This window comes from Jeotgalibacillus haloalkalitolerans, assembly GCF_034427455.1.
GTDB lineage: Bacteria > Bacillota > Bacilli > Bacillales > Jeotgalibacillaceae > Jeotgalibacillus > Jeotgalibacillus haloalkalitolerans.
In genome coordinates, this window is record NZ_JAXQNN010000001.1 from 490,676 (window position 1) to 514,426 (window position 23,751).

At 45.4% G+C, this 23,751-nt stretch carries 21 protein-coding genes; 8 read left to right on the plus strand and 13 right to left on the minus strand.

Features of this window, described 5'->3' with window-relative positions; translation table 11 throughout:
- Positions 1 to 5 precede the first annotated feature (5 nt).
- Genes UFB30_RS02440 through gvpU form a run of 5 tightly spaced genes read left to right on the plus strand, consistent with a single transcriptional unit; the run spans position 6 to position 2,551 of the window.
- Complete coding sequence (locus UFB30_RS02440; RefSeq protein ID WP_322420080.1) at positions 6 to 284, plus strand: gas vesicle protein; 279 nt, start codon at positions 6 to 8, stop codon at positions 282 to 284.
- On the plus strand, positions 244 to 528 hold the full coding sequence (locus tag UFB30_RS02445) for a gas vesicle protein K (protein WP_322420081.1): 285 nt from the start codon (positions 244 to 246) through the stop codon (positions 526 to 528). Before UFB30_RS02440 ends, UFB30_RS02445 begins: the two co-directional genes overlap by 41 nt.
- A 15-nt stretch (positions 529 to 543) precedes the next feature.
- Positions 544 to 849 carry a gas vesicle protein gene (locus tag UFB30_RS02450; RefSeq protein WP_322420082.1) on the plus strand — a complete coding sequence of 102 codons (306 nt, stop codon included), beginning with the start codon at positions 544 to 546 and terminating at the stop codon, positions 847 to 849.
- 27 nt (positions 850 to 876) lie between these two features.
- Positions 877 to 2,154, plus strand: coding sequence for a YtxH domain-containing protein (locus UFB30_RS02455; protein WP_322420083.1), 1,278 nt, complete (start codon positions 877 to 879; stop codon positions 2,152 to 2,154).
- A gap of 19 nt (positions 2,155 to 2,173) precedes the next feature.
- Complete coding sequence (gene gvpU / locus UFB30_RS02460) at positions 2,174 to 2,551, plus strand: gas vesicle accessory protein GvpU (protein ID WP_322420084.1); 378 nt, start codon at positions 2,174 to 2,176, stop codon at positions 2,549 to 2,551.
- A 36-nt stretch (positions 2,552 to 2,587) separates the two neighbouring features.
- Here the strand turns inward: gvpU and UFB30_RS02465 are convergent, their stop codons facing one another.
- The 9 genes from UFB30_RS02465 to UFB30_RS02505 all read right to left on the minus strand — a co-directional run bounded on the left by UFB30_RS02465 (position 2,588) and on the right by UFB30_RS02505 (position 13,172).
- Positions 2,588 to 3,418, minus strand: a complete 831-nt coding sequence (locus UFB30_RS02465; RefSeq protein ID WP_322420085.1) for an STAS domain-containing protein — start codon at positions 3,416 to 3,418, stop codon at positions 2,588 to 2,590.
- Positions 3,419 to 4,301: 883 nt separating this feature from the next.
- On the minus strand, positions 4,302 to 5,270 hold the full coding sequence (locus UFB30_RS02470; RefSeq protein ID WP_322420086.1) for a sugar phosphate isomerase/epimerase family protein: 969 nt from the start codon (positions 5,268 to 5,270) through the stop codon (positions 4,302 to 4,304).
- 207 nt (positions 5,271 to 5,477) lie between these two features.
- Positions 5,478 to 6,515 carry a Gfo/Idh/MocA family protein gene (locus tag UFB30_RS02475; RefSeq protein ID WP_322420087.1) on the minus strand — a complete coding sequence of 346 codons (1,038 nt, stop codon included), beginning with the start codon at positions 6,513 to 6,515 and terminating at the stop codon, positions 5,478 to 5,480.
- Positions 6,516 to 6,524: 9 nt separating this feature from the next.
- Complete coding sequence (locus UFB30_RS02480; protein WP_322420088.1) at positions 6,525 to 7,547, minus strand: Gfo/Idh/MocA family protein; 1,023 nt, start codon at positions 7,545 to 7,547, stop codon at positions 6,525 to 6,527.
- A 3-nt stretch (positions 7,548 to 7,550) separates the two neighbouring features.
- Positions 7,551 to 8,279, minus strand: coding sequence for a ThuA domain-containing protein (locus tag UFB30_RS02485; RefSeq protein WP_322420089.1), 729 nt, complete (start codon positions 8,277 to 8,279; stop codon positions 7,551 to 7,553).
- 180 nt (positions 8,280 to 8,459) lie between these two features.
- Complete coding sequence (locus UFB30_RS02490) at positions 8,460 to 9,281, minus strand: carbohydrate ABC transporter permease (RefSeq protein WP_322420090.1); 822 nt, start codon at positions 9,279 to 9,281, stop codon at positions 8,460 to 8,462.
- A gap of 12 nt (positions 9,282 to 9,293) precedes the next feature.
- Positions 9,294 to 10,568: a carbohydrate ABC transporter permease gene (locus UFB30_RS02495; RefSeq protein WP_435390792.1), complete on the minus strand. Its 1,275-nt coding sequence runs from the start codon at positions 10,566 to 10,568 to the stop codon at positions 9,294 to 9,296.
- 273 nt (positions 10,569 to 10,841) lie between these two features.
- Positions 10,842 to 12,164, minus strand: coding sequence for an ABC transporter substrate-binding protein (locus UFB30_RS02500; protein WP_322420092.1), 1,323 nt, complete (start codon positions 12,162 to 12,164; stop codon positions 10,842 to 10,844).
- 21 nt (positions 12,165 to 12,185) lie between these two features.
- Positions 12,186 to 13,172: a LacI family DNA-binding transcriptional regulator gene (locus UFB30_RS02505; RefSeq protein WP_322420093.1), complete on the minus strand. Its 987-nt coding sequence runs from the start codon at positions 13,170 to 13,172 to the stop codon at positions 12,186 to 12,188.
- A gap of 419 nt (positions 13,173 to 13,591) precedes the next feature.
- Between UFB30_RS02505 and UFB30_RS02510 the strand changes: the two genes are divergently transcribed.
- The 3 genes from UFB30_RS02510 to UFB30_RS02520 all read left to right on the plus strand — a co-directional run bounded on the left by UFB30_RS02510 (position 13,592) and on the right by UFB30_RS02520 (position 16,990).
- Positions 13,592 to 14,335 (plus strand): Cof-type HAD-IIB family hydrolase, encoded by a 744-nt coding sequence (locus UFB30_RS02510; protein ID WP_322420094.1) that lies wholly within the window; start codon positions 13,592 to 13,594, stop codon positions 14,333 to 14,335.
- Between the two features lie 102 nt (positions 14,336 to 14,437).
- On the plus strand, positions 14,438 to 15,265 hold the full coding sequence (locus tag UFB30_RS02515) for an aldo/keto reductase (RefSeq protein WP_322420095.1): 828 nt from the start codon (positions 14,438 to 14,440) through the stop codon (positions 15,263 to 15,265).
- Between the two features lie 519 nt (positions 15,266 to 15,784).
- On the plus strand, positions 15,785 to 16,990 hold the full coding sequence (locus UFB30_RS02520) for a YflT domain-containing protein (RefSeq protein ID WP_322420096.1): 1,206 nt from the start codon (positions 15,785 to 15,787) through the stop codon (positions 16,988 to 16,990).
- A gap of 451 nt (positions 16,991 to 17,441) precedes the next feature.
- Here UFB30_RS02520 and UFB30_RS02525 read toward each other — a convergent pair whose 3' ends face one another.
- The 4 genes from UFB30_RS02525 to UFB30_RS02540 all read right to left on the minus strand — a co-directional run bounded on the left by UFB30_RS02525 (position 17,442) and on the right by UFB30_RS02540 (position 23,319).
- A complete protein-coding gene (locus tag UFB30_RS02525) occupies positions 17,442 to 17,912 on the minus strand; it encodes a hypothetical protein (RefSeq protein WP_322420097.1) in 471 nt (156 codons plus the stop codon).
- Between the two features lie 346 nt (positions 17,913 to 18,258).
- Positions 18,259 to 19,200, minus strand: coding sequence for an ornithine carbamoyltransferase (gene argF / locus UFB30_RS02530; protein ID WP_322420098.1), 942 nt, complete (start codon positions 19,198 to 19,200; stop codon positions 18,259 to 18,261).
- Complete coding sequence (carB, locus tag UFB30_RS02535) at positions 19,197 to 22,265, minus strand: carbamoyl-phosphate synthase (glutamine-hydrolyzing) large subunit (RefSeq protein WP_322420099.1); 3,069 nt, start codon at positions 22,263 to 22,265, stop codon at positions 19,197 to 19,199. The genes argF and carB overlap by 4 nt, the downstream gene beginning before the upstream one ends.
- Positions 22,258 to 23,319, minus strand: a complete 1,062-nt coding sequence (locus tag UFB30_RS02540; protein ID WP_322420100.1) for a carbamoyl phosphate synthase small subunit — start codon at positions 23,317 to 23,319, stop codon at positions 22,258 to 22,260. Before UFB30_RS02540 ends, carB begins: the two co-directional genes overlap by 8 nt.
- Positions 23,320 to 23,751: the final 432 nt, after the last annotated feature.

Below are 23,751 nucleotides of genomic sequence, written 5' to 3' on the forward strand. Positions count from 1 at the left end.
ACACAATGTCACTTAGAGAAGATATAGAAAATAAAGAAATTGCACTGATCGATATTCTGGACGTCATTCTTGATAAAGGTGTGGCAATTAAAGCGGATCTCATCATTTCCATTGCCGGCATTGACCTTGTCTACCTTGATCTGAGGCTGCTCGTCGCATCAGTAGAATCACTCGTTCAGGCACAGGCTGAAGGTAAAACAGTTACATCAGCGCAATTCGATATGCAAAAGGAGGCGCTTTTGGATGCAACAGGTCAACCCGACAAGCGGAAAGATCAACCTTGATCCGGATAAAGCGGAACATGGACTTGCCCAGCTCGTACTGACAGTCGTCGAACTGCTCAGGCAGATTGTAGAACGTCACGCAATCCGCCGCGTGGAAGGCGGTACATTGTCTGACGAAGAGATTGAAAGGCTTGGGGAAGCACTCATGAATCTGGAAGAAAAGATGGAAGAATTAAGAGAGGTATTCGGCTTGGAAGCTGAAGATCTGAATATTGATCTCGGTCCACTCGGCAGTCTGCTTTAAACAGGAGGTTACACAATGGCAGTCGAACATAATATGCAATCCAGTACGATTGTGGATGTGCTCGAGAAAGTGCTTGATAAAGGGGTCGTCATCGCAGGTGATATCACGGTCGGCATTGCTGATATCGAACTGCTTACAATTAAAATCAGACTGATCGTCGCATCAGTGGATAAAGCCAAGGAAATCGGGCTCGACTGGTGGGAATCTGATCCTTACTTAAGCTCAAAAGCAATTGATCAAAATACAAAAGCAATTGAACAGGAAAATAAAGAACTGAGAGAAAGACTGCAGGCACTCGAAAATAAAATAGAAGCTAAATAATATTAGCGCAAACAGGAGGAAGTTAATATGGCAGATGAAACGAAATTGGACAATCAGGAAAACAGCGAAGAATCATCAGGAAAAAGCAAAAGCACAATCGGCCGCTCAATTGCGGGTGGATTAATCGGAGCCTCTCTTGGCTACCTTGCTACACCTCAAAACGGTAAGCGTCTTATCAGCAGCCTTGACGCTGATAAACTTAAATCTAAAAGCTCAGATATCACACAGGCAGCAAAAGATAAATCTAAGAAAACTACTGATTCTATTAAAAACTCTGCGAAAAGCCTTTTCGGACGAGATAAAGATGAAGACGACGATTATGATGAAGATGCAGATGTATCTGCTGAAAAGCAGGATGAAGACAGCGATGAAACGTATCTTGATTCAGGTCTGAAAAAGGGCGAAAAAGGCAAGAAGGATCAGGACGACGAAGATGATGACAATGACGATGACAAGCTTGAAAACTTGGATGACAAAGAAGTTAAGAAAGAAAAGAAAAAGAGAAAGAGAAAAAAGAAGGGCAAAGATGCAAATGATGATGTCAATAAGAGACTTGACCGTCTTGAAAAAATGATCTCTCAGCTTGCTGAAGGAGAAGACCCAGACGTTGAGGACGATGAAGAAGATGAGGATCAGGACCAGGATAAAGACAAGCTTGAAAACATGAATGATAAAGAGGTTAAGAGAGAAAAGAAAAAGAGAAAGAGAAAGAAAAAAGGCAAAGATGCAAATGATGATGTGCATAAGAGACTTGACAGCCTTGAAAAACTGATCGCCCAGCTTGCTGAAAATCAGGGATCTGACGATGAGGATGAAGAGGACGATGAAGAAGACAACGAGCTGGAAAACGACAACGAAGTGAACGAAGACGAGAAGGATGAAAATGATTCTTCAGATGATGACGCAGATGAAAAAGACGGCGATGATACTGAAGATGATGAAGATGAAGATAATGATACTGAAGATGATGAAGACGAAGATGAAGAAGATGACGACACCGAAGAAGATAACGATGAAGATGAAGACGATGACGACAGCGACGAGGATGAGGAAGTAGAAGACGAAGAAGAGGACAAGAAAGAGAAGAAGGACGAGAAAGACAAAGAAGACGAGGAAGAAGAAAAAGAAGACAAGAAAGAAGATAAAAAGAAAGCACCAGCAAAAAAATCAACAGCCAAGAAAACGGCATCTAAAAGTACAAGCACTAAAAGTAAGCCAAGAAAGAAACGGACACCAGCAAAGAAGAGCACGACAAAGAAAACAGGCGGTACAACCGTTTCAAGTAACGACGATACGAAGTCATAGTCAGGAAGGGGCAGTGAAGATGAAGGATAATGTACTGGAGTCATTCGTGCAGGCTGCAAACAAGTATGATTTCACACTTGATATCAGTCTGAATATAAATGGAGCTGTCGTAACAGGGACGATGATTTCTGCAGGTGAGTATTTCAAAGCTTTAAGTGAAGAATTTGCTGAAGGAAATGAAGTGGCTGAAAAGCTGGCAGAACAGTTATCTGAAACAGGAGAAAATGCTGAGTCAAATGCCGGATCAGAGGCTAACTTTATTCATCTGAAGGATACAAAAATCTATAATGGTGACAGCAAAGCCACACCATCAAGAGGGAAAATCCTCTGGCGTGGTAAGCTTGAGGAAGTAGATGGTTTTTTCCTTGGTAAAATTTCATCAGGCAGTTCTAAATAAAAAACAGAGCGTCCTTTATGGGCGCTCTGTTTTTGGTTATATGTTCACTTTTTCAAGACTATCAAGTGCCTGTTTAACGGTTGTAAATGCTCTTGTATTTCTAAAGTCAACAAGTCCGCTATCTACAAGAGATTTGACGGTATCAGGTCTGAATCCTGTCGCAAGCACCTGTATGCCAAGAAGCTGAAGCATACCTTTCATCTGATTCAAATACTGGGCCACTTCAATTTCTACTGGCGTGATGCCTGAAAAATCGATAATTGCATGTGTGATATCTGAGCCTGCCAGTTCAGGAAGTACATTCTCTAAAATATACCTTGCACGAAAAGCAGTCATCTCACCGATTAATGGAAGTACAACAACACCTTCTCTTACCGGAACAATCGGGGCAGAAAGACGGGCTGTTTCTTCCAGATAACGCTCTTCCATACGCTCAGTCATTGCTTCATAAGCAAATACTGTTTCGTTCAAACTTGTATCAAGCAAAAGGTCAACCTTTTTAATAATCTCAGACTGCTCTTTTATACAAAGATTCAATTGTTCACCGATTTCGTTGACCACTTCAATAAACACTTCACGGGTCGGCTGGTAGCGGACAATGATTTCTGATATTTTCCCACCCGCAGAAACCTGCATGGCTGCGTTTTCTTTACTCCAGTTGATCAGAGCCTCGGGAGCAGTCGTCCTGTGCTGTTCAGCAATATCCCCTAAAAAAGTCAGGAACTCCTTATACATCACAACCGCATTTTCACGCTCATCATCAGAGATCTTCAGGCTCGCTCTTTCAATGACTGCATTCACAATCTCTTCAGCCATCACCGTTTTATGGCTGCTTACATATTCCGCAAACTTCACAAGATGAGGCACAGCAGTTCACACCTTTTTTGTTTTATTTTACTTCACGGAGTGGGTTTTGACTATATGGGGAAGGTGAGATTGGGAGGAAGGTCATGGTGGGAGTGGTAACTGGAGGTGGGTTCGTAGAATAATTACTGTTGTTCGTAGAAACAAGCGTAGTGTTCTTAGAATAGAGATGAAGGTTCTTAGAAAAATCAGCATCTTCTTAGAAAAAACAGGGAGGTTCATAGAAAAGTGTAATTTGACCTATGTGCGCAGCATAAAAAATCTTCCCTTAGACGAAGTCTGGGGAAGATTTTTCGGATTCTTATTCTTAAAACTTGATCCAGCTCCAGCAGGCAGGGGCTAGTACGGTTCCCTCAGCTCCTTAAGATAAGTCAACATCAGCTCACTGCGTTCGCTGTGTTTCCTTTATCTCAATCCGCTTCAGTCCACCGCATACGCACCTAACCGCCTGCTTCCGCCTTTCACGTGATCCAGCTACGACTCGAGGGGCTAACCGCCTGCTTCCGCCTTTACCGGTGTCCAGCTCCAGCGCCTAGCCTCTCGAGTCATAAGTCAACCTGAAAAAATGGGAAAGAGCACCCATTTCTCTCAGGTCGCCTTATGCTTGTCGGGTCTGTTCAAGCCGCTTCCGCTTTTCTCGTTGTCCAGCTCCAGCGCCTAGCTCCTCGGATCATAAGCCACGCATCGGTAAACGGGAAAGTTCACCCATTTTCCGATCCGCGTCTTATGTCTGTCGGAGCTGACCAAGCGCCTTCCGCTTTTCTCGTGATCCAGCTCCGACTCGCAGCCCCTCGAGTCATAAGCCACAAAGTGATAAAGGGAAAGTTCACCCTTTTTCACTTTGCGTCTTATGCTTGTCGGAGCTAAACGCTCGTCTCCGCTTTTCTTACAGCCACCACATATCCGCTGGCTGTTCTTTAATATTCACCGACTTCAATGTCTGTACTGCGCGCTGGAAGCCTTCTTCGATACTCATGATTGGATCTTCATGTTCGATGCTGACAACGTGGTCGTAGCCGTATGTGCGCAGTGCGCTGATGATGCGGCCCCATTCGTCTGCAGGGTGTCCCATTCCAACTGAACGGAAGCTCCATGCGCGCGTCTGGATTTTGTCGTATGTCTGCATGTCCGTCAGACCATACATATTGACGTTGTCCTGATCAATGTACGTGTCTTTTGCATGGAAGTGATGGATCGCATTTTCTTTTCCAAGAATTTTAATCGCACCGACCGGATCAATTCCCTGCCACCATAAGTGACTTGGATCAAGGTTTGCTCCGATATATTCGTTTGTTGCTTCACGCAGCTTCAGCATTGTGTATGGCGTGTGGACAGAGAATCCGCCGTGCAGTTCAAGGCCGATTTTTACGTCAGCTTTTTTTGCAATTTCAGCGATTTCTTTCCAGTATGGAATTAATTTTTCTTCCCACTGCCATTTCAGAATATCACCGTATTCGTTTGGCCACGGTGCAACCGGCCAGTTTGGATGCTTAGCGTCAGCGTCAGCACCCGGTGTACCTGAAAAAGTGTTAACGACAGGAACGCCGCACAGCTTCGCAAGTTCGATCGTTTTGCGAAGTGCTTCGTCACTCTCTTTTGCGAACGCTTCATCAGGGCTGACAGGGTTGCCGTGGCAGCTGAATGCGCTGATTGTCAGACCGCGTGATGTTACTTTTTCAAGGTATTCTTTACGCTTGCCTTCGTCTTCAAGCAGCTCATCGATCGGGCAATGGTCGTTCCCAGGATATCCGCCTGTACCGATTTCAACTGAATCAAGACCTGAATCTTTCACATAATCAAGCATTTCTTCAAATGGTTTTTGTGCAAATAATACTGCAAATACACCTAACTTCATAGTAAAGATACCTCCATATACAATTATATTTAGAGTTTTGATTTATTAAAATCGATTCATATACCTGCACAGCTGATGAGTGAAGCGTAAGGGGGCGGCTCGCAGGAAGGGACAGGTGAGACAGAGCATGGCGAAGCCTGCTGGCTCAACGACCGGCCGCAGAAAGCGTCCCCCTGAAGCGGAACTCATCAGCCAATTTTAGAAAGATTAAAACCTAATCGATTTCCCAGTCTCACTGCTCTCATAAATTGCTTCAATCACCTTTGAAACCATCATCGCTTCTTCAGGCTTCACGAGTGGTTCCTGATTGCCGCGGCAGCTTTCAAGGAAGTTGTACGCCTGCGGTAGTCCAGGATTTTCATCATCTGAAATCCAGTAGGCTTCCTGATCAAGCAGCATGCCGTATTTTGCCTGATAAAGCTTAAGCGGGTATACATCAAGACCGCCCTTTGTACCTGATACTGTAACAGTTTCCTGGTCATCTGCCAGGTTAGCTGCCCATGATGTTTCAAATAACAATGTAGCGCCATCCTTGAATTTAATATAGGCAGTTGCATGGTCGTCGACTTCAAATGTCGTTGGATCAAATTTACCCCACTGATTGACGACATCATCCTGACGGCTCAATTCATTGTAAGTTGCACCTGACACTTCTGAGATTTCAGGAAAATCCATCAGGTGTAGGGCAAGGTCCAGGAAATGACAGCCAAAGTCGATCAGACTTCCACCGCCCTGCAGATCCTTGTTTGTAAATACGCCCCAGCCTGGTACTTTACGGCGTCTGATTGCCTGTGCACGGGATACGAGTGGACGGCCGATTTCACCTGCATTAATAAAACGTTTAGCAGCCACCGCTTCTTTTGTATGACGGTAGTGATAAGCAATCATTAATACTTTTCCAGCCTTTTCAGAGGCTTCAATCATGGCCTTACACTCTGCAGTAGTCATGGCCATCGGCTTTTCACACAAAACGTGTTTGCCGGCTTCGAATGCAGCGATTGCAATTTCTGCGTGAAACTTGTTAGGTGTACAGATGGTGACTGCATCCACTTTATCAAAGATCTTATGATAGTCGTCTGTGTGGTAAGGAATCTGGTAGTCTTTTGCAACGGTCTTGGCACGCTCTGCATTTACATCACAGACTGCCGTTACATCAACATCGTTTCCTAACGCAAGAAAGGAGGGGAGGTGCCGCGATACCGCGATGCCTCCGACTCCAATAATTCCAACTCTTAATTTATCCATATCAATCACCTACAGTTTTACAATCTGTTTGGATTTGTTAGATTCAAGTGCTCCCAAGATGACTTTCAGAGAACGTTTTCCTTCTTCACCATCGATCAGCGGCTGCTTGCCTGAAAGGATTGAGTCTACAAAATGATCGATGACACCGGTTGATACCTGACCGCCTTCATCATTTGACTGGATTTTTCCAAGAGACAGTTCTTCTTTTGTGCCATCAGCTTTTTGCAGAACAACTGAATATTCAGGATCGTCTTCAAGACGAAGAACGCCTTTTTCTGCATAAATGACCGTTGCATTATCTTCAGCAACATAAGACCAGCTTGCAGCAAGCGTGCCGATAATGCCACTTTCTGTTTTCAATACGAGTACGGCATTGTCATCCACATCAGTGTTTTCTTTAGCACTTGTTTCAACCATTGCCGCTACTTCTGTCATTTCTTCACCTAATATGTAGCGGATTAAATCTGTTTTGTGTACGCCAAGGTCGCCCATTGCGCCGATAAAAGCCTCATCCTTTTTAAAGAACCAGCTGTCTTTACCGTCAGCACTCCAGCCTTCAGGACCAGGATGACCGAACGCAGTACGGAAGCTGTAGACTTTGCCAAGTTCACCTGAAGCAATCCACTCCTGAGCTTTCTGATGTGATGCCACGAAGCGCTGGTTATGACCGATCATCAGCAGTTTGCCGGCTTTTTCAGCAGCTGCGATCATATCGTCTGCTTCCTGTTCGCTTGTTGCCATCGGCTTTTCACACAATACGTGTTTGCCGGCTTCAAGGGCAGCGATTGATACAGGTGCATGAAGGTGGTTCGGCGTGCAGACGCTGACTGCATCAAGATCCAGTTTCACAAGATCCTTATAGTCTGTAAACGTTTGCGCAGCACCGAATTTTTTAGCCATTTCCTTTGCACGCTTTTCATTAATATCACAGATTGCAACGATTTCTACGTTTTTATTTGCTGCATATTCAGCAAGGTGACGGTGCTTCGCAATACTTCCGGCACCTACAACACCAACTTTTAATTTAGCCATTGATTAGTCCTCCTTATATCCTTCAAGCTTTTCGATCGGCTTTGCATTTCCGTAAACAGGGTAGTCACGCTTAGTTGGAGCCGCCCATTTTACGCCGTTAGCAATAACCTGCTGGATTTGTTTGTTATGATAAGTAGGGTGTGTTTCGTGGCCCGGACGGAAATAGAAGATCTTTCCGTTTCCACGCTTGAATGTTGCACCACTTCTGAATACTTCTCCACCCTGGAACCAGCTGAGGAAAATCAGTTCATCCGGCGCAGGAATATCAAAGTGTTCACCATACATTTCCTCTTCTTCAAGCTCGATATACTCACCAATACCGTCAGCAATCGGGTGACTTGGATCAACGACCCACAGACGCTCGCGCTCATTCGCTTCACGCCATTTCAAGTCACAGCCTGTACCCATCAGATGCTTAAAGATCTTTGAAAAGTGGGCAGAGTGAAGGACGATCAGGCCCATTCCTTCCCAGACTCGCTTCTGTACCTTTTCTACAATCGCGTCATCCACTTCATCATGCGCAAGGTGACCCCACCATAAAAGAACATCTGTGTTATTCAGCACGTCTTCAGTTAAACCGTGCTCCGGCTCATCCAATGTAGCCGTTTTCACATCATAGCCGTGTTCAGCAAGTGCATCCGCAATTACACGGTGAATGCCATCAGGATAGATTTCCTTAACAGCATCATGTTTTTTCTCATGTCTAAATTCATTCCAAACCGTAACGTTCATTGCTCGAAACACTCCTTTAATTATAACTGTAAGCGCTCTTAAAATAGAGCAGGTTGTATATGCAACCGCTTCCTATACTTTAACAGATTTATCAACTGAGAAGTAAATATTTGCATCGTTTTCTTCAACTCGAATCAAAAAGAGGGCCGGGGACCTCGTACGGACCCGGCACACCCATAATTATTCTTTTACCGAGCCTGAAGTCAGTCCGGCAACAATTCTTCTCTGGAAAATTAGTACCAGTATAACAATAGGGATGGTTACAAGAACAGTCGCAGCTGAAATATCTCCCCAAGGAATCGTGAACTGACTCTGATAAAGTGAGATCCCAACAGGCACTGTACGCCATTCATCGGCAGTGTTGATGGTTAAGGCAAATAAATACTCATTCCACGCAGCGATAAATACAAGGATACCGGTTGTGAAAACACCAGGTGCTGCAAGCGGGAAAATAATTTTTCTGAACGTCTGGAAAGGTGACGCACCATCCAGCTTTGCTGATTCTTCAAGCTCCCACGGAATCTTCTGGAAGAAGGTTGCCAGAATCCAGATTGCAAGAGGGAGGGAAACCGTAATATACGGAATCACCAGGCCCATATAGCTGTTACGAAGATCTGCAGCAGTTATAAAGTTATAGATTGGTGAAATAATCGCAATCTGCGGGAACATGGATGCTGCTAAGATGATCCCTAAAATAACACCTTTAAATCTGATTGGCAGACGCGTCAGTGCATATGCTGCAATCGAAGCAAATCCAATCGCAATCAATGTAGTTAATGAAGATACGACAAAACTGTTCCACATGTATCTGAAAAGCGGACGGTTCGTAATGGCGTTTTCATAGGATGCAAGAGATGGATCTGCTGTGAACCAGTTAAAGTTATTAAAAATTTCGCCCGGCGGTTTGATCGACGTGAGGAAAACCCAGATGAAAGGGAACATCACGAAAAATACAAACACGACCAGAAAAATATAGAAGCCTATTCCTGCACGTTTGTTCATCCTGATTCCTCCTTAGCGACCCTGTTTGCCGGCAAACAAATCAGAACCGATGAATTTGATAAAGAAGATTGAAATAATCGCAACCGATAAGAACACGATGACAGAAAGCGTTGAGCCTGCACCGAAGTTCGACTGTGAAAATAGTGTAATGTAAGCATAGATTGAGATAGACTCGGTAGCATTTGCCGGTCCACCGCCTGTTAATACCCAGATCAAATCAAATACCCGGAAGGCATCAAGCGTACGGAATAGCAAAGCAACAAGAATAGCTGATTTCAACAGCGGAAGGGTAATCTTCCAGAATTGCTGCCACTTACTTGCGCCATCGACTTCTGCCGCCTCATAAAGCGAGCCTGAAATCGTCTGCAAACCTGCCAGGAGCAGAAGTGCCATGTAAGGTGTCGTTTTCCAGACATCTGCAAAGATAACAGAGAACATACCACCGGCTCCTGTAGAGAGGAGGACGGATGCATCGTCTATCAGACCGAATTGTTCAAAGTAATGTGCAACGATCCCTGTCTGGCCATCATATAAAAAGCCCCACATCATTGCTGCAACCGCTGTTGGAATCGCCCATGGAATCAGAACTGATGCACGGACAATCCCTCTTCCGATAAATACACGGTTAATCAAAAGGGCGATCAGCAGACCGAGGACAAGCTCAGCTCCAACTGATGCAATGGTGAAAAGTAATGTGTTCCACATCGCCTGCCACATCCGGCCTTCAGTTAAATAACGGCCATAATTGGACAGTCCGATAAAGTTGGATTCGATGACAGCTGTATTAACGGAACTAAGAGAGCCTGCGACATTGGACGCCACCGTAGCAAACTGTTCGTCCTGAGCATTCTCAGAAATCCCTTCTAACTGGGCTTCTGCATCATCAAGGAATGCTTTATATTCTTCCGCCCATTCATTTTCAACTTCAGCGTACTTCAGGTCACTGTCAGCAATGGCTGAGAAGGATGCGATCCGCTCTTCAACCTCTTCATACTGTTCACTGACGCCATCCATTTCAAGAAGTTCAGTGTGGAATTCGCTAATTCCAGAGACAATGTTGGCGATCGCAGTTGCATCATCGCCGCTTGCCTGGGATTCAAGTGCTTCAAGATCCCGTTCAAGGTAAAAATAGTCGTTCGCATAGCGTTCAAGGTCCATATTCGCATCAAGGAACCTCTCAGAACGGGAAGGATCGCTTAGTCTGTAGTCAAAGAGGCTATTATAGAAGGATTGCGCAACAGGCCACAATGTAACAAGAATAACGAGAATGAGGGCTGGTGCGACCATTAAGTAGCCAAGCTGTTTTTCATTCAATTGAAACTTCAACGGTTTCACCTACTTTTTTAAAATGATAAGTAACCAAGAGAAGGGGAGGTGTTATAGCCACCCCCCCTTAATCACTTCTGCTTATATTGACAGATTAAGAGATGATTTAATTTTTCTTCATTCCCGATCGGCTCTGTCTTTTACGGCCATTGGAAAAATGTTGTTCGCTCATCCCCATAAACGACTGACAATTTCGCAAGACCTGCAAAGCTTTTCGATATTTCCTGAATGAATTTACTCAGCGATCGCTGCTTCCATTTCTTCCTGCATCGTTGCAGCAGCTTCTTCAGCTGTGATTTCTCCTGCAAGTGCTCTTGAAAGCTGAACCTGCATAATATCAGAGATACGTGGATAGATCGGTGTTACCGGTCTTGGTACAGCATTCTGAAGTGTCTCAACGAATTCAGGCTGAGCAAAGATTGGTGCTGCTTCCTGAACTTCAGCATCTTCATAAAGTGATTCGATTGTCGGTGCAAGACCGCCTTCCTGAGCACTGATCTTCTGACCTTCAGGACCTGTGATGAACTTTACAAATTCCCATGCAGCTTCCTGATTTTCAGAGTAACGGTTGATCATTGCCATCCATCCGCCAAGTGTTGCAGCGTTTGTACCATCTTCAGCTGCCGGAAGAACAGAGAATCCTACATTTCCTGCAACTTCAGACACTTCTTCATCGTTTGAAGTTGCCTGCATATATGGCCAGTTACGTGCGAATACTGCCTGTCCGCCAACCCATGCATTGTTTGTTTCAGTTTCCTGGAAGCTTAGGATATTGCTTGGCACAAACTCAGAGTTTACGATATCAATCATTGTCTGGATACCGGCAACCGTTTCAGGGCTGTCTACAACTACTTCATTGTTCTCGTTAATAATTTCACCGCCGTGAGAAGCAATGAACTCAACTGCGTTTGTCACCATACCTTCATATTGGTTAGCCTGCATCAGGTATCCGAATTCAGTTTCGCCTTCACCCTGCAGAGATCCTGCCATTTCAATCAGCTCTGTCCAGGTTGCAGGAGGCGTGTCCACAATGTCTGTACGGTAATACAGAAGACCTGCATCTGTGAACTGCGGCATCGCATACTGACGGCCATTGAAATTACCCGACTGAATCGTACCAGGGAAGTAATCATCAAGGTTGATGCCATCCTGTTCAATAAAACGGTCAAGCTCAAGTGCATACTGTGCCTGGGCAAATTCAGCAGGCCAGATTACATCTGCCTGGAATACATCAATCTCAGAACTCTGTGAACCAAGAATCGTTACATATTGGTCATGCTGAGCGCCCGTATCTGCAGGCATTTCGCGATACTCAACGTTAATATTCGGGTTTTGTTCTTCAAAAGCAGCAATTAAAGCATCTGTTGCGTTTGTCACGTCAACACCACGTGCATAAGTGATTGTTACTTCTTCTTCAGATGTGCCTTCATCTCCACCTGTATCAGAACCGGCATCTGTTCCCGTGTCTGTTGACTCCTCGTCTCCGCTACATGCAGCAAGAAGTAAGCTCATTGTTAATACAGTAACGCCGGCAACTTTTTTGTTCCAAAGTTTCATAAAGTAAAGCCCCCTTAGTTTTTAAGTTGATTGTCTTTCAATTAATTTCAAAGGTAGAAGGATGTCTTCTGCCTTGTTTTCACGTTTTCCTTCGATAATGTCAAGCATGACTTCCATTGCTTTTTCGCCAATGTCAGAAGTGAATTGGTTAATCGTTGTGAATTGCGGATCCATCAGCGTTGCAATGGGCTGATCATCAAATCCTACAACTGCAAGATCATCCGGGACGCACCAGCCATTCAGCTGTGCTTCCTTAATCATTCCTGCCGCTACCTCATCGCTTCCTGTGAAGAATGCAGTAGGCGGATCGTCCATTGTGGCAATGTGTCTGAAAATCTCTCTTCCATTCTCAACAGTAAAGACGTCCTTAAACATCCAGGCCGGATTTGGTTCTATTCCGGCTTCTGTAACCGCTTTCAAATAACCCTTGCGCCGGTTGACAGAAACGCTGCTGTCGTTCCCCTGGCAGTAACCGATTTTCCTGTGTCCCTTGTCGAGTAAGTGCTTTGTACCAATGTATCCACCTTCTATCTGATCAAGGCGGACTCTCGTGACTGTTGCATCGGGATCATATTCATTACAGTAAATGACAGTGCCGTATTTTGTGTAAGGCGCAATGGCTTCCCACTTGTTTTCGGCGGCTGCCAGAATAATGCCGTCGACCTGCTTGGACTGAAGCAGCTGAAAATACTCCAATTCTTTATCAGGACTGATTCTCGTATTGCATAAAATCAGCTGATAACCATGTCTGGCTGCTTTCTGTTCCATCGCATCGACCAGCTGGCTGAAAAATGGATTCACGATTCTCGAGATCAGCACCGCAATTTTCTTTGTCTTTATATTGCGTAATCTCTGAGCTGAGGAGTTTGGCACATAACCAAGTTCCTCCATCGCTTTTTGAACAGCCTGCTTTTTTTCCTCACTGACATACGGATGATGATTGATTACCCTTGATACGGTCGCCTGTGACAACCCAGCTTTTTGCGCAACATCTTTAATGGTGTACACGCGCTGACCCTCCTATAGGAACACCCCCAATTGTGAAGTCATATGAAATCGTTTTCACGACTAAATCATATAACATTATGAAATCGATTTCAATACCAAATAAAAAAATTCTTAATATTCTTTTTATTCTGAAAAACAATGACAATTGAAATGGTTTTCATTGGGTAAAATAGGTTCGAATACCTGTAAAAGAAGATTTCATATGTATTCCTTCTCAAAAAAAAGGGGGATGTAAAGGGCTAACACTATGAAAACATGAAAGCGCATTCTTGTCTATACATCTTTTAAAATATTATTATGTATATAGTATTCAGAAGAACGAAAAAGTTTTCGTAAACGCTGATTCACAAAGGGTTTTGGTCGATTTTAACGAGTGAAGCGTCTATACTTACAGGTAGCAGATCTGGAAGGAGAATAACATGAAAAAAGATATACAGCTGATCGCTTTAGATATGGACGGCACACTTCTCAGAAATGATCACAGCGTTTCTGAAGAAAATAAGGCTGCGATTCAAACAGCACAGGAGCAGGGGAAGGCTGTTATGGTCAGTACAGGACGCCCGCTTTTATATGCTGAAGAGATTGTTGATTCATTAAAGCTCTCCACCTACCTGATCACAGTCAATGGAGGAGAGATCTGGAGCCCGGAGCGTAAGTTAATCGAACGGACGATGATTGATTCTGTGCACGTCGAATTTATGCTTGAGATGGCACTGAAACATGATACGCATTACTGGTCTTCCACGGTTGAGGGCGTGTGGAACAAAAACACCACATTCCCGAAAAACATTCGTGACTATCAGTGGCTGAAATTCGGCTTTGACATAAAAGACGATGAAGTACGGAAATTAATTTGGGAGGAGTTATCGAAGCGCCAGGAGCTTGAGGTGACGAATTCAAGCCTGACCAATATAGAAGTGAACGCTGCAGGGATCAATAAGGCAGCGGCGATCCGTAAAGTATGCTGGCGTCTGAACATTCAGATGGACCAGGTCATGGCAGTCGGTGACAGTCTGAATGACCTTGCGATGATCAAAGAGTCAGGGATCGGTGTTGCAATGGGGAACGCTCAGGAAAAAGTAAAGGAAGCAGCTGACTGGGTCACACATTCTAACGAGGATCACGGCGTTGCAGAAGCCATCAGGCGGTTTGTGCTCAACTGATGGTTTATTTCTTTCGGAAACGGAAATAACAAAGAATGTGACTTTAAAGAAGCACATGTATATACTTAATCTGAATTTTCAATTTCGAGAGGAGTTTTAAGCATGGATATTGTTACATTAAACAACGGACTGAAAATGCCTCAAATCGGACTTGGTGTATGGCAGGTAGAAGACCATCAGACAGGTGTGGATTCAGTAAAAAAAGCAATCGAAACAGGTTACCGTTCGATTGATACAGCGATGATTTATAAAAACGAAGAAGCAGTCGGACAGGGGATCCGCGAGTCCGGTGTACCGCGTGAGGAACTGTTCATCACAACAAAAGTCTGGAACGCGGACCAGGGCTATGACAGCACACTTCAGGCGCTTGAAACAAGCCTTGAAAAACTTGGTCTTGATTACGTAGACCTCTATCTCATTCACTGGCCGATGCCTGAAAAAGATAAATATATCGAAACTTATAAAGCACTTGAAAAGCTTTATGAAGACGGCAAAGTAAAAGCGATCGGGGTATGTAACTTTGAAATTGAACACCTGCAGCGCCTGATGGATGAATGCACAGTCAAGCCTGTATTAAACCAGGTTGAGTGCCATCCATACTTTGCACAGCTTGAACTGAAGGAATTCTGTGCGAAGCATGACATTTTCCTTGAAGCATGGAGCCCGCTGATGCAGGGTGGAGCAGTACTTGAAGACGACATCATCCGCAATATCGCTGAAAAGTACGGCAAAGAACCGGCACAGGTTGTCATCCGCTGGCACCTGCAGTCAGGCAGCATTGTCATTCCGAAGTCAGTGACACCATCACGCATCGAATCAAACTTTGATGTATTCGATTTTGCATTGACTGCTGACGAACTGAAAAGCATCAACGACCTCGACCGCGGCGAGCGCAAAGGTCCGCATCCAAATGAAATGAATAAAGAATAATTAACAGACCCGGGGGCTTGAGTGCTCCCGGGTTTTTTAGTATTAACCGTTTCGCTGTGCTTCAGGCGGATGCTTTCCGGCCTGAGGTTGCTGAGCATCCTCAGGCAAGCCTTGCGGGGTCTCAGCTTCCCTCTAATCGTCCCGGAGTCACCGCCCTACGCTCCGCTACACTGGAATTTCAATTAAAATATCATAATAAAATTAGCTCGATTTAGTTAGTTTATTGGTCTTCAATGTAACTATAGTTTAAGAAAAGAATTTGTAGTATAGAATTATAACAATATATTAAAAGTGGAAGTTTTATCAATAGTCATTTTGAGGTGAGCGAAGCGGAAGGCGCCGTCCCCGCGGAAAGTGTCCGCCTGTAGAGTAGTGAACCGGTTGTAACACATATTACATTTAGTAGGTAAATATCAGTATTTACCATTACGATACACTTTGAGTTGTTTTAACAATTAACAGACAGGGTATTTCCAAACTATGTTGAAAAAATTAGAACGACCCTAAGGAGGAAATACCATGTCAAAAACATTTGTTGAAACATTTCATTCTGAGCAGGACGTTTTAAAGAAAATCGAAGACCTTAAACTTCAAGGATATAAAGAAAACGATATGTATGTCGTAGCGCGTGATAAAGACGAATTGTCTCTTGTCAGAGGCCGTACTGATGCTGACATCGAAGCGGTGGAAGGAAACTGGTGGGACAAGTTCAAAGCATTTGTCGCAGGAGATTCTTCTGTAAGAGAAGCGTTTGACCGCATGGGAATGGAAAAACAGGATGCAGAACGCTATTACGATGAAGTCAGAAACGGTGCATTTTTATTATATGCGGATAGTGCTTATGCAGATGAAAACGATGATTACGTCAGTCCGGCAGCAGGCGGGCTCGATCCCGACTCACGTGCAGATCATCAGGTGAGCGGTACAAATTTTACAAATGAGCAGACAAATACTCATACTTCAGCTGCTGAAGGTGCCGGAAGACCACTGGCGGAACGCACTGACCAGAATACAGCCGGCGTAGATCACGATCGCGCGCTTGGTGACCGGGACCGTTACGTTGATCCGAATATAGATAATCCTGAGCCGACACAGCCTGTAAATGACAGCAGGGAGGATCAAATCCGGTCTGAAGAGCAGCCAACGCCAAACCATACAGCGAACAAGGATGCCGCTGCAGCAGATCGTCATGATGAGGATCCTGAGGAATATCGTGCGCCGGATGACCGCGGAAAAATCCTTGAGCCTTCTGAGCATGATAAACAGCAATATGGCGGCGGTCAGGGGGAAGAAGAGTTTTCACCGGACGCAGTAGATGCCGGCACACCTCGCGGCCAGGTCAGACCGGATCAGCCAAACTATCAGGGCGACCCGTCAGGTAAGCATCGTCACGGAGAAGTTGAACCACCGGAAGCGCACGGTGGAGCGGATAACAAACGGCACGTTGTAGACGGTCAGGAATCAGTCTGGGTGGATAGAAGCCAGTCGAATAGTGATCAGCACGTGGAAGCAGAGACTGACAGTAAAGGACGCCTGCGCGGGCAGGAGGATATTTCTGAGCAGAATCCAAATGATCACGCGCACCAGGAGCATCCAGGTGAGGAAAGTACATTGCGTGACCGGGACCGTGCGAAGCCATCACATGATCCTGCACTTGATAAAGAAGAAAAAGAACGTCGTCTGCTGATGGAAGAAAATCATTTTAGAAATAAGGATCGTTTATAATTGTGAATGAAGGTGAACCCGGGGTGAGTAGAGATGCTTGCCCCGGTTTTTGTTTGGCGGAAATGATCATTTGGCGGGAGGGGGGATAGGGCAAACTACACTTTTCTGTGAACCATACTGTTTTTTGTACGAAGGTTGCTTGTTATTCTCCGAAGATGGCTGCACGAGCTTCGAACCAACGTCTTTTTTCTCTGAACATCAGTCATTTTTCTCCGAACCGGCACACATCCCGTCCCGGATTGCCAACCAAACGCCGGTTACAAGCCATACGTGTATAGGTCAAATTACTTAATTTCATGAACCGCATTAAAAATTTGATGAACCACAGGTGTAATCTCCTGAACACCAGTCCAAATCTCCTGAACTACCCACATTATCTCCTGAACCCACATTAGAATCTCCGGAACCACCACGACACAACAGCGCAGTCCAACAAAAAAACGCGCCACAATCAGCGCGTTTTTTTAGAGAATCCTTCCTGATCCAGATAGGAAGCAGCTTCATCATAAGTTGTAAAAATCCCATCAAGCATATCGTCAGCGTAAACACTCCACGTATCAGCGTCTTCGCGCGTCAGCGTCAATTCCTGACCATTTGCATTCACCCAGGGCTCATCACTAAATGGCTCAAAGTCTGCCAATTCCTCAGTCAGCAGGGAATCGATAGAGGCTGCGATGATTCTGCGCAAATCCTCTTCGCTGCAGTCACGGATATTGGTCATTCCTTTTGCGTCGGAAGGGTAGTCATTCAGGTGGGCTGTGTAGACAAAGCCATTCCCGTTTGGATGAAGGTGATAGACAACCGTTTTTTTCTCACGGATGCTTCCTTCAAAATGAAAATTAACCCGCCCAAGCGAAACGTTGTGCCGTGTTAATTCTTCAAATGATTCAATAATCTCAAGCTTTTCTTCAAAAGTCAGCATTGCGTCTGCCCCCGTTCCATTGATTGATGCCGTTTATTATAGCATATTGAACTGCGTTCGCCATATTCGTGTGATTTAACGGTTTTGCATAATAAAGCACTTCATGCGCTGAAGGAACAGTTTCCCAAAGGCATGAAGTGCGGATTTTTAATATTGGCTGGTAATTTTCGCTCCAGGGGGACGCTTTCCGTGTCCGGGCGGTGAGCCCGCAGGCTTCGCCAAGGCCTCACACGTCCCTTCCTGCCACAGGAGTCGCCCCCTTCCGCTTCAATCACCAGCTGTGCAATAACAATAATGGACTTTTAAAAAGTGTCAATCTAAAAAATTGCCATTCAAACTTAATGCATTACTTCCCCATCAACGCAACCAGCAATGCCTTCTGTGCATGCAATCTGTTTTCAGCTTCCTGGAATACAACTGAGTGAGGACCTTCAAGCACGGCTGTACTCACTTCTTCTTCGCGATGGGCCGGCAGACAGTGCATGAAGATATAATCAGCTTCTGCGTGTGAGGTTAACTGTTCATTGACCTGGAAGCCTTCAAATGCTTTCAGTCGCTCAGCCTGTTCATCTTCCTGCCCCATGCTTGCCCAGACATCTGTGTAAATGACATGCGCACCTGTTGCAGCCTGGACCGGATCGTGTGTAACGAGGATCTCTGCGCCGGTTTTTGCACCTTCCGCCTGGGCGTATGCAAGGATTTCAGCGTCAGGCTCGTAGCCGGCAGGGCAGGCGAGCGTAAAGTGCATACCTGTTTTTGCTGCACCGATCATCAGGGAGTGGGCAACATTGTTCCCGTCTCCGATATAAGCCATTTTTTTATGCTTAAATGAACCGAATGTTTCATAGACGGTCAGCAGGTCTGCAAGTGTCTGACACGGATGGTAATCGTCAGTCAGCCCGTTGATGACAGGGATTGAACTGTTTTCAGCGAGCTCCTGGACTGTGCTTTGGGCAAAGGTACGTATCATAATGCCATCCAGATAGCCTGACAGCACGCGCGCTGTATCAGCAATCGTTTCGCCGCGGCCCATCTGGATATCTCTCGTGCTCAGGTACATGGCGTGCCCGCCGAGCTGGAGCATGCCTGCTTCGAATGAGACACGCGTACGGGTGGATGATTTCTCAAAGATCATGCCAAGCACCTTTCCCTGTAAAAGGGGGAGGTGCTTGTTCTCGGGTTTTTTCAGTTCAGCTGCAAATTCGATCAGCTCTAAAATTTCGTTTGATGTATAGTCTCTTAACGTCAGCAAGTCTTTATGCTGAAGCGTGGGAATGAGCATATTCATACGAAAACTCCTTTTTTGGGAAGTGTGTTGAAAAATGCTTCCGCAGTTTCTTTTCTTGTCCAGACGTGAAGTCTGTGAATCGATGCCGTTGTGATCACTGAAGGATCTGCTTCAAGTGAGATAACGGCTTTTTTATCGTCACGGTCCATCCATTGATCAAAGGCAAGCGTCTCAGGTGTAAATACAAGAAACCCTTTTTCCTGCCATGATTTGACCAGTGACGTTTCGAAATGGTTGGTGATAAAAATACTGCCGCCGTTCCACAGGTCAGCAAGCTGCTGACTTGCACCTGACAATGCTTTTTTCATTGCAATTTCAGGATCTCTGTCTGACGCCATCACTTCACCGGTTGATGTCATGACAGGTGTGAGCTCCGGTGAAAGACCAGGCAGCTTGATGTGTGAGAATACCGGTGCTTTTACAGTGAAACCGCGCTGTCCGTTAAATGACTGGGAGATACCCAGATCATTCAGGCTCTGTCCAAGCATCAAAGAAGTTGCATGCTGCACGAGCGGGACATTGGTTGACTTACTGCTGATCGGCACTGTTCTTGAAGCACGCGGATTAATCTCAATAACATACAATCCGCTGTCCTGACACACAAACTGGATATTGAACAAGCCTTTAAAATCAAGCTTTTTAGCAATATGAACAGCCGTATCACATACCTGATCAAGCATCGAAGCTGACAGTGAAAGCGGTGGTGTAACGGCAATGCTGTCGCCGGAATGCACGCCCGTACCTTCAATATGCTCATAGACAGCTGCAACCCAGGCGTTTTTACCGTCAGAGAGAACATCCACTTCGGCTTCTTTCCCCTGAATAAATTTATCAACAAGCACAGGATATTCGATCTGTGCTGAAGCTAAATAGGCTTCAAGCTCCTCATCGCTGTTCAGTTTCATCATCCCGCTGCCGCCGATCACATAAGACGGGCGGAGCAGGATCGGGTAACTCAGATCATCTGCAGCCTGCCATACTTCAGCCGGCTGATTGGCAGTGAAGCCAGGGATCACAGGCAGTCCTGCTTTTTTTAAAAAAGTATAAAAACGGTCGCGGTCTTCCATCTCATCAAGAATGTCTGAAGATGAGCCGAGCAGGTGGTAGCCTGCATCCTCAAGCTCTTTTGCGACATTGATTGAAGTCTGTCCGCCAAACTGGACAATGACAGCGTTGATGCCTTCAAACTCAAGGACATTCATAATATCTTCAGCGCAAAGCGGTTCAAAATACAGTGCATCTGCCACTTCATAATCCGTACTCACGGTTTCAGGGTTATTATTAATCAGCACAGCCTCATAACCCATTTTCTGCAGGGCAAGCACGCTGTGAACGCAGCAATAGTCAAACTCAATGCCCTGCCCGATACGGATCGGACCTGAACCAATCACGGCAACTTTCGGCTTTTTACTCTTGCGGTCATCAGACGTACCGCTCCACGTTGAGTAAAAATAGTTCGTCTTCGCTTCAAATTCTGCTGCACACGTATCAACCATTCTGTAAGACGGTGTGATGTTCCACTTCAGGCGCTGTTCTTTGACAAAAGAATCAGGCACATTCCAGAAGGATGCAAGCTGCTTATCGGTAAAGCCAAGCTTCTTCGCTTCAAGCATCTTTTCTTTGGTGACTTCAAGCCATGCAAGATCCTCATATGCCAGCTGTGCTTTCACAAGTCGAGATAATACAGACAGGTAATAAAGCGAAATTTTCGTCCAGCTATGAAGGGTTGTTGTGGAAACGCCTCTCTTTAACAGCTCAAAAATCGCAAACAATCGGCGGTCATCCGGTTCTTTGACTAGTGTTTCAAGTGCCTGCGTATCAAGCTCTGATAAAGCAGGGAGGAAGAGACCGTCAATTTTCTGATCTAGTGAACGTATTGCCTTTTGGAAAGCCGCTTCGATTGATCGTTCAATGGCCATGACTTCACCTGTTGCTTTCATCTGTGTACCAAGCTGGCGGTTCGCATCGCTGAACTGATCAAATGGCCAGCGCGGAATTTTAACGGTCACATAATCAAGTGCAGGCTCAAAGCTCGCAAAAGTTGTACCGGTAACTGGATTTTTCAGCTCATGCAGATGATAGCCAACTGCAAGCTTTGCAGCGAGACGCGCAATCGGATAGCCTGTTGCCTTTGAAGCAAGCGCTGACGAACGACTTACACGCGGGTTTACTTCGATTAAAAAGTATTCGCCGCTTGAAGGGTGCAGAGCGAACTGAATGTTACATCCACCCACAATGCCAAGCGCTTCAATGATTTTAATAGAAGACGTTCTGAGCATATGGTATTCCTTATCGTGCAGCGTCTGACTCGGTGCTGTCACGATCGAATCCCCTGTATGCACGCCAACCGGATCAAGGTTTTCCATGTTACAGATCGTAATGCATGTGCCGGAAGCGTCACGCATGACTTCATATTCAATTTCCTTAAAGCCTGCAATACTTTTTTCAACAAGGCACTGGTGAATCGGACTTGCTGAGAGACCCTGCTTCACAAGTGATAAGTATGTTTTTTCATCCTTCGCGATCCCGCCGCCAAATCCGCCAAGGGTATAGGCAGGACGGACAATGATTGGATAGCCGCAGTAATCGGCGAAAGCCAGTGCTTCTTTTTGGCTGTAAATGATTTCACTGTCAGGTACCGGTTCATTGAGTTCCTTCATCAGCGAGCGGAAAGCATCACGGTCCTCCGCTTTTTTAATCGAATGAATATCAGTCCCGAGCAGCTTCACGCCATATTTTTCAAGGATCCCCTGATCAGTCAGCGCCATCGCGAGGTTCAGCCCCGTCTGACCACCAACCGTTGCAAGTAGACCATCCGGCTTTTCTTTTTCAAGAATCTCTTTCACGCTTTCTACTGTCAGCGGTTCAAAATAGACGCGGTCAGCAGTCGTTTCATCCGTCATAATTGTAGCGGGGTTGTTATTAATTAAAATGACTTCAATTCCTTCCTCGCGAAGGGCGGTGCAGGCCTGCGTACCTGAATAGTCAAACTCAGCAGCCTGACCGATCACAATGGCACCGGATCCAATTACTAATACTTTTTTAATCTCCTGCTGTTTAGGCATGTTGTGACACCTTCTTTTCCTGTTGAATCAATTTGAAAAACTCATCAAATACTTCATGGTGTTCAGCCGGACCCGGTGAAGCTTCCGGATGAAACTGAACGGTTAACAGTGGAAGATCTTTATGTAAAAGACCTTCCACACTGCTGTCATTTACATTTGTATAAAGAACCTCCACAGTTGGAGGGATGGAATCCATTTTTACAACGTAGCTGTGATTTTGCGAGCTCATGCTTACGCGCTTTGTCTTCAGATTCATCACCGGATGATTTGCACCACGGTGACCGAAAGCGAGCTTTTCTGTTGATGCACCAAAAGCAATCGCCAGCAGCTGATGACCCAGACAGATGCCAAGCGTTGGGTAAGCATTCGCCCATGCACGATAGTCATCAATTTTATGCATAAGGGATGCAGGATCCCCCGGTCCATTAGAGAACAGTAAACCATCTAACGGATAGCTGACCAGTTCGTCTGTTGAGACGGTATAAGGAAACACCGTCACCTTACAGCCGCGGTCCAGCAGTGCCTGTAAAATCGATTTCTTATAGCCGAAATCAATAAGTCCTATATGCGGTGTACCTTCTCCATATGTCACGGCTGCTTTTGCAGTCACATGCGGCACAACAAATGTACGGATCGGCTCCCATGCAGGAAGCGGTTTGCCTTCAAGCTGCATCACCGCCTGCATCGTTCCATCTTCGCGGATGGTCTGAATCACAGAGCGCGTGTCCACGCCCGACATAATGGGGACATTATGCATCACTGCAAACTCCAATAAAGAAATACCTCGTTCAAGGGTGCCTTCATATAATTCAGTCACCACAATACCTGCAGGCTGGATTTCTTTTGACTCAAGGTTGGCCTCCTGAATACCGTATTGACCCATCAGCGGGTACGAGAAAACAATAATCTGACCGTGATAAGAGGGGTCAGTCAGCACCTCTTCATAGCCGGTCATGCCCGTGAAGAAGACGATTTCTCCCTGTACGTCTTTAACTGCGCCTTTCCATGCTCCTTCAAATGACTGTCCGTTCGACAGTGACAGCGTTCCTTTCATGAGAACCGCCTCCTTTTTATAATTAATCGCTTATGATATCAGCTTCGGGCGGACGCTATCCGCGGTCGGGCGGTGAGCCCGCAGGCTTCGCCATGGCCACACACGTTCCTTCCTGCGAGCCGCCGCCATGCGCTACAATCAACGCTTTTTGGATGTAAAGCAGGTTTTTTGTGAATAAATATAAATAAAAATGTAATTTTATTCATTTATGTGAATAAGAATACTGTCCGGGAAGGGGGGGCTTCCGGGACAGCTGGTATTTAGATTTTGTGGACGATGGTTTTTCGGGCTAGGCCAAATTACACTTTTCCACGAACCATCGTGTTTTTTCTCCGAACCACCGGTGTTTTTCTCCGAACATAAGAGGTTATTCTTTGAACCAATGATGTTTTTCTCCGAACATCCACGATTATTCTCCGAACCCGACAATCA

Excerpts from the sequence above, each read along its gene's own strand:
- UFB30_RS02455 (WP_322420083.1), top strand. The coding sequence starts at position 877 with ATGGCAGATGAAACGAAATTGGACAATCAGGAAAACAGCGAAGAATCA.
- UFB30_RS02515 (WP_322420095.1), top strand. The coding sequence starts at position 14,438 with ATGGATATTGTTACATTAAACAACGGACTGAAAATGCCTCAAATCGGA.
- UFB30_RS02470 (WP_322420086.1), bottom strand. The coding sequence starts at position 5,270 with ATGAAGTTAGGTGTATTTGCAGTATTATTTGCACAAAAACCATTTGAA.
- carB (WP_322420099.1), bottom strand. The coding sequence starts at position 22,265 with ATGCCTAAACAGCAGGAGATTAAAAAAGTATTAGTAATTGGATCCGGT.
- UFB30_RS02440 (WP_322420080.1), top strand. The coding sequence starts at position 6 with ATGTCACTTAGAGAAGATATAGAAAATAAAGAAATTGCACTGATCGAT.
- UFB30_RS02495 (WP_435390792.1), bottom strand. The coding sequence starts at position 10,568 with ATGGTCGCACCAGCCCTCATTCTCGTTATTCTTGTTACATTGTGGCCT.
- UFB30_RS02450 (WP_322420082.1), top strand. The coding sequence starts at position 544 with ATGGCAGTCGAACATAATATGCAATCCAGTACGATTGTGGATGTGCTC.
- UFB30_RS02540 (WP_322420100.1), bottom strand. The coding sequence starts at position 23,319 with ATGAAAGGAACGCTGTCACTGTCGAACGGACAGTCATTTGAAGGAGCA.
- UFB30_RS02525 (WP_322420097.1), bottom strand. The coding sequence starts at position 17,912 with ATGCTGACTTTTGAAGAAAAGCTTGAGATTATTGAATCATTTGAAGAA.
- UFB30_RS02490 (WP_322420090.1), bottom strand. The coding sequence starts at position 9,281 with ATGAACAAACGTGCAGGAATAGGCTTCTATATTTTTCTGGTCGTGTTT.
- UFB30_RS02445 (WP_322420081.1), top strand. The coding sequence starts at position 244 with ATGCAACAGGTCAACCCGACAAGCGGAAAGATCAACCTTGATCCGGAT.
- gvpU (WP_322420084.1), top strand. The coding sequence starts at position 2,174 with ATGAAGGATAATGTACTGGAGTCATTCGTGCAGGCTGCAAACAAGTAT.
- UFB30_RS02480 (WP_322420088.1), bottom strand. The coding sequence starts at position 7,547 with ATGGCTAAATTAAAAGTTGGTGTTGTAGGTGCCGGAAGTATTGCGAAG.
- UFB30_RS02510 (WP_322420094.1), top strand. The coding sequence starts at position 13,592 with ATGAAAAAAGATATACAGCTGATCGCTTTAGATATGGACGGCACACTT.
- argF (WP_322420098.1), bottom strand. The coding sequence starts at position 19,200 with ATGAATATGCTCATTCCCACGCTTCAGCATAAAGACTTGCTGACGTTA.
- UFB30_RS02500 (WP_322420092.1), bottom strand. The coding sequence starts at position 12,164 with ATGAAACTTTGGAACAAAAAAGTTGCCGGCGTTACTGTATTAACAATG.
- UFB30_RS02520 (WP_322420096.1), top strand. The coding sequence starts at position 15,785 with ATGTCAAAAACATTTGTTGAAACATTTCATTCTGAGCAGGACGTTTTA.
- UFB30_RS02475 (WP_322420087.1), bottom strand. The coding sequence starts at position 6,515 with ATGGATAAATTAAGAGTTGGAATTATTGGAGTCGGAGGCATCGCGGTA.
- UFB30_RS02485 (WP_322420089.1), bottom strand. The coding sequence starts at position 8,279 with ATGAACGTTACGGTTTGGAATGAATTTAGACATGAGAAAAAACATGAT.